We start from the raw sequence: 4,910 nt of genomic DNA, 5'->3' as shown, positions 1-4,910 counted from the left end.
CCCACGACCTCGATCACCCGCAGCCCGGCGCGCTGCCCGGTCCGCTCGGCGACGTCGTCCGGCAGCGGGGCGGGCACGCCGACCACGCCGAGGTACGCCCGGCGCACCCGGCCCTCGACCATGAGCGTGTCGATGATCCGCCGCGTGGTCACGTTGATCGGGACCGCCAGGCCGAGCCCGAACCCCGCCACCGCCGTGTTGATGCCGACCACCTGCCCGCGCGAGTCGGCGAGCGCGCCGCCCGAGTTGCCCGGGTTCAGCGCGGCGTCCGTCTGGATCACGTCCTCGATCACCCGCGCCGCCTGCCCCTGGCGAACCGGCAACGAGCGGCCGAGCGCGCTCACCACCCCGGCGGTCACCGAGCCCGACAGGCCCAGCGGGCTGCCGACGGCCACCACCAGCTGGCCCACGATCAGGTCGTCCGCCTCGCCCAGGTACGCCGGCGGCGGAGCGTCCGATGCCGTGCGCACCACCGCGAGGTCCGACAGCGGGTCCGAGCCGATCACCTCGAAGTCGGTCTCCGTGCCGTCGGAGAAGGTCGCCGAGCCGCGCTTGCCCGAGCCGACCACGTGCGCGTTCGTCAGCATGTGCCCGGCGTCGGTGAACACCACGGCCGAGCCGCCGCCCCGCCGCAGCGACACGCTCGCCACGTGCGGCGTCAGCATCTCGGCCACCGCGCTCACCGTGCGGGAGTAGGGGTCCAGCTCGTCGGACGACACCGCGATCACCCCCAACCGATTACACCGTTGCACCTCACTCAAGTGTGCGCCGGCACGCGGTTGTTCCCCGTTCGCCGTGAGCGAAGAGTTACTCGCCCGGCTCGGTCTCCACCGCGGGGTCCCACGACAGGCCCGGGCGGCCCCAGCCGTTGCGCTTGAGCATCCGCTTCGACTCGCGGGCGTGCCGGCCCGCGAGCCGGTCCAGGTACAGCAGCCCGTCGAGGTGGTCGGTCTCGTGTTGCAGGCAGCGCGCGAAGTACCCGGTTCCCTCGACCTCGACTGGCTCGCCGGACACGTCCTGGCCGGTCACCTTCGCCCACGACGCGCGGCCGGTCGGGAACTGCTCGCCGGGCACCGACAGGCAGCCTTCGAGATCGTCGTCCGCGTCCGGCATGGTCTCCGGGCGCTCGGAGGTCTCCAGCACCGGGTTGACCACGACTCCGCGGTGCCGCACGTCCTCGTCGTCCGGGCAGTCGTAGACGAACACCCGCAGGTCGACACCGACCTGGTTCGCGGCGAGGCCGACTCCTGGGGCCGCGGCCATCGTCTCGAACATGTCGTGGACGAGCGTCGTCAACTCGTCGTCGAACTTCTCCACCGGACGCGTCGGGTGATGCAGCACGGGGTCGCCGACGATCACGATCGGGCGGATGGCCATGGCGGGACGATAGCGGGCAAAGATCGCGCGACTCTCGCGCACATGGCCGGCAGGGACCGTCGCTAACGTGATGTAATAAGGCACCCGGGCGAATCACAGGCGTGTGATTCGCGGGCAGCGACCGACCCGTGGCGAGGAGCCAGATGGACGCCGCAGAGATGCCGGCAGAGCCCCCCGACCCGCGTGTGGGTGTGGCGCAGACGGACGGCCTCACGCAGCGGGAGCGCGAGATCCTCGCGTTCGAGCGGCAGTGGTGGAAGTGTCCCGGCCTCAAGGAGCAGGCGATCCACGAGCTGTTCGGCGTCTCCCCGACCCGCTACTACCAGCTGGTCAACCGGCTGATCGACAAGCGTGAGGCGCTGGCGGCCGACCCGATGCTGGTCAAGCGGCTGCGCCGGCTGCGCAGCGGACGCCAGCGTGCCCGCACGGCCCAGCGGCTGGGTCGATGACCGCACCCGACCCGCCCAGCCCCACGCGCCCTCTGCGGGTCGCGGGCCTGGCGTTGCTCGGGCTCGCCGCGATCGCGCTGGTCATCGGCCTCGTCTCGATCTTCGACGGCAACGGCGATGGCGACGACGAGGCCGGGCCGCCACCGACCACCGCCAACGGGACCGGCACGCCCGGGGAACAGCCGTCGTCCCCGCCGACCTCGGAGGCCTCGCCGACCGAGCCGCCGCCGACCACCACCGGCGAGGTGCCGGCGACCACCACGCCGCCCGGTGGGCCGAGCGGCTCCCCGCCCGCCCCGCCGCCCGGCGGCGACGGCAACGGCGAGCCCGGCAAGACCCAGCCGGTCCGCGTGTACAACAACAGCACGATCGGCGGCCTCGGCGCAGAGGCCGCCGACGACCTGCGCGCGGTCGGCTGGAACGTCGTCGAGGTCGGCAACTATCCGTACGGCACGATCCCGACCACGACCGTCTACTACCGGTCCGGCACCGCCGAGCAGTCCGCGGCCAACGACATCGCCGACGACTTCGGCATGCGCGTGGAGGAGCGCTTCGCCGGCATCGAGGGCTTCCCGCCCGGCGTGCTCGTCATCGTCACCAACGACTACCAGGGCATAGGCGGAAAGAACAACGGCAAGTAGCCCGGGGAATGCCCGGAAGGACGCCTTCCTGTCGCTGGACGTCCGGATGGCGTCCTTCCGGGCATTACCAGGACTCCGCGTACGACTTGAGCACCGCGAGCTGCGCCGGGTCCAGCGACGCGCGCACGGTCTCGCCGGCCGTCGCGAGGTGTGCCGCCGTCACGACCGCCGCCTCCAGGGACTCGCGCATCGCGGTCAGCGCGGCCTCCCGCACGAGCGCCGCGCAGTCCGCCGCCGAGTAGCCGTCGAGCTCGGCGGCCAGCTCGGCGATGTCCACGTCGTCGGCGAGCGGGGTGTTCCGTGCGGCGGCCCGCAGGACCTCCGCACGCGCGTCGGCGTCCGGCGGCGGCACGTACACCCGCCGCTCCAGCCGGCCCGGCCGCAGCAGGGCCGGGTCGATCAGCTCCGGCCGGTTCGTCGCGCCCAGCACCACCACGTCGCGCATCGGCTCCACGCCGTCGAGCTCGGTCAGCAGCGACGCGACCACGCGGTCGGACACGCCCGAGTCGGCGGACTGCCCGCGCCGCGGCGCCAGCGCGTCCACCTCGTCGAGGAACACCAGCGCGGGCGCGGCCTCCGCGGCCCGGCGGAACAGCTCCCGCACCGCCCGCTCGGACTCGCCGACCCACTTGTCCATCAGCTCGGCGCCCTTGACCGACAGCACGTTCAGCTTGCCGGTGCCCGCGAGGGCGCGGACCAGGAACGTCTTGCCGCAGCCGGGCGGGCCGAACAGCAGCATGCCGCGCGGCGGGTCCACGCCCAGGCGCGCAAAGGAGTCCGGGTACTGCAGCGGCCACAGCACCGCCTCGGTCAGCGCCTGCTTCACCTCGACCATGTCGCCGACACCGTCCATCGTCAGCCCACCGGTCCGCAGGTTGTCCGAGGTGGACATCGAGGTCGGGCGCACCGTGTCCAGCGCGCCCATCAGGTCCGCCGGCGTCACCGTCGGCTCGGCGGCTGACCCCACCCGCACCGCGGCCCGCACGGCGGCCTCGCGGCGCAGCGCGATCAGGTCCGCGGCGACGAAGCCCGGGGTTCGGTCGGCGACCTCGCCGAAGTCCACTTCGGACTCGACGGGCACGTCGCGGAACAGCACGCGCATCAGTTCGGTACGTGTCTTGGCGTCCGGCAGCGGCACCGACAGCGAGCGGTCCAGCAGGTCGACGCCACGCACCCGCGGGTCGAGCGACTCCGGGTGGGCCGTGGTCGCGACGATCGCCAGCTTCGGCGTGCGGATCGCGGCCCGCAGCACGTCGATCACGACGGTCGCCACCGGCGGCGGGCTGGTCGCGGGCAGCAGCGCGTCGAGGTCGGTCAGCAGCAGCACCGACGGCCGGTCGGCAGCTGGGCCACCACTGATTCGGGCGATCGCGTCGGTGAGGCGGCGGGCGCCGGCGTTCGCCTCCAGCGCGGCGATCGTCGGCCCGGCCAGCTCGACGACCTCGGCGCCGGCGGCGTGCGCGACCGAGCGGACCACGGTGGTCTTGCCGACGCCCTCCGGCCCGGTGATCAACGCGCCGAGCTGCGCGGCGGCACCCAGCTTCGCCAGCAGCTCCGGGCGGTTGAACGCCAGCTCCAGCCACTCGGCGAGCCGGTCGGCGGCGTCGCGCGCGCCGACCAGGTCCGCGATCGGGGGCGGCGGCTCGGCGGGCACGGTCGCGGGCGGTGTCGTGACGGGCTCGTCGGCTGGCGCGGTCACCGTGCCGCCCGGGCCGGCGAGCTGGGCGGCCGGAGCCGGCTCACCGGTCCGCGCGCCGTCCCGCCAGCCGACCACAGTGGACGGATGGACGGCGACCGGCCCGTCCGGCTCGCTCGCGGTGACCGTCAGCAGCTCGTTGGTCCACGTCATGCCAATGGCCCGAGACAGCTTGCCGCGCACGGCGGGCAGGTCCGTGCCCGGCGAGGGCGCGAGGTCCTGCGGCAGCAGCGACACCGCGTCGCCGACGGTCAGCACCTTGCCGATCAGCGCCTGCCGCACGGTCTCCGGCGGCAGCGACACCGACGCGAGCCGCGAGCCGGCGACGGTCACCGTCCGCGCGGGCGCCACCGACACCGGCTCCACCACGACCTCGGCGCCCTCGGTCACGCCCACGTTCGACATCGTGACGTCGTCGAGCAGCAGCACGCCCGGCGCGCCCGCCCGGTCCGCCTCGGCCGCGAGCGCCGCGCTCACCCGCGCGCCGGTCAGCCGCACGCCGGCCCAGGTTTCGAGGCCGAGCGCGTCGAAGACCTCGGGGTGCAGGCGCACCACGCCGCGGCGGGTGTCCAACGCCGACGGCGACAGCCGTGCGGTGAGCGTGATCTGTGGCATGGGACCCGAGACTACTGGTCCTTCGCGGTGGGCCGGGCCTGGTTACGGCGCAGGCCGGTGCGCCGCCAGCCCCGCCCGCGCACCGCGCGGCGGACCCGGTGCGAGTCGGTCGGCAGCAGCACGGCCCCGCCG

5 protein-coding genes are annotated in these 4,910 nt (G+C 74.2%); 2 read left to right on the top strand and 3 right to left on the bottom strand.

The features are described from left to right. Together ACRDTB_RS37295 and ACRDTB_RS37290 are read right to left on the bottom strand one after the other, a co-directional pair. A partial coding sequence (locus ACRDTB_RS37295) for a S1C family serine protease (RefSeq protein ID WP_431436976.1) occupies positions 1 to 665 on the bottom strand: 665 nt, incomplete at its 3' end. Between the two features lie 142 nt (positions 666 to 807). After that, positions 808 to 1,377, bottom strand: a complete 570-nt coding sequence (locus tag ACRDTB_RS37290) for a peptide deformylase (RefSeq protein WP_431436975.1) — start codon at positions 1,375 to 1,377, stop codon at positions 808 to 810. Between the two features lie 143 nt (positions 1,378 to 1,520). Between ACRDTB_RS37290 and ACRDTB_RS37285 the strand changes: the two genes are divergently transcribed. Together ACRDTB_RS37285 and ACRDTB_RS37280 are read left to right on the top strand one after the other, a co-directional pair. Next, positions 1,521 to 1,826: a DUF3263 domain-containing protein gene (locus ACRDTB_RS37285; protein WP_431436974.1), complete on the top strand. Its 306-nt coding sequence runs from the start codon at positions 1,521 to 1,523 to the stop codon at positions 1,824 to 1,826. Continuing rightward, entirely contained in the window at positions 1,823 to 2,467 is a 645-nt protein-coding gene (locus tag ACRDTB_RS37280) for a LytR C-terminal domain-containing protein (protein ID WP_431436973.1), read from the top strand. The genes ACRDTB_RS37285 and ACRDTB_RS37280 overlap by 4 nt, the downstream gene beginning before the upstream one ends. A gap of 64 nt (positions 2,468 to 2,531) precedes the next feature. On the opposite strand, the gene ACRDTB_RS37275 is transcribed toward ACRDTB_RS37280, so the two are convergent. Continuing rightward, the gene (locus ACRDTB_RS37275) at positions 2,532 to 4,778 is read right to left on the bottom strand and encodes an AAA family ATPase (RefSeq protein ID WP_431436972.1); all 2,247 of its coding nucleotides are present in this window, start codon (positions 4,776 to 4,778) and stop codon (positions 2,532 to 2,534) included. Between the last annotated feature and the right edge of the window lie 132 nt (positions 4,779 to 4,910).

The organism is Actinophytocola sp. (genome assembly GCF_050699935.1).
Lineage (GTDB): Bacteria > Actinomycetota > Actinomycetes > Mycobacteriales > Pseudonocardiaceae > Actinophytocola.
Note: the sequence above shows the minus strand (reverse complement) of the source record. Positions and strands in the feature narration are given on the sequence as shown.

Bases quoted from the DNA above. Each gene is read 5' to 3' on its own strand.
- ACRDTB_RS37285 (WP_431436974.1), top strand. From the start codon at position 1,521: ATGGACGCCGCAGAGATGCCGGCAGAGCCCCCCGACCCGCGTGTGGGT.
- ACRDTB_RS37280 (WP_431436973.1), top strand. From the start codon at position 1,823: ATGACCGCACCCGACCCGCCCAGCCCCACGCGCCCTCTGCGGGTCGCG.
- ACRDTB_RS37290 (WP_431436975.1), bottom strand. From the start codon at position 1,377: ATGGCCATCCGCCCGATCGTGATCGTCGGCGACCCCGTGCTGCATCAC.
- ACRDTB_RS37275 (WP_431436972.1), bottom strand. From the start codon at position 4,778: ATGCCACAGATCACGCTCACCGCACGGCTGTCGCCGTCGGCGTTGGAC.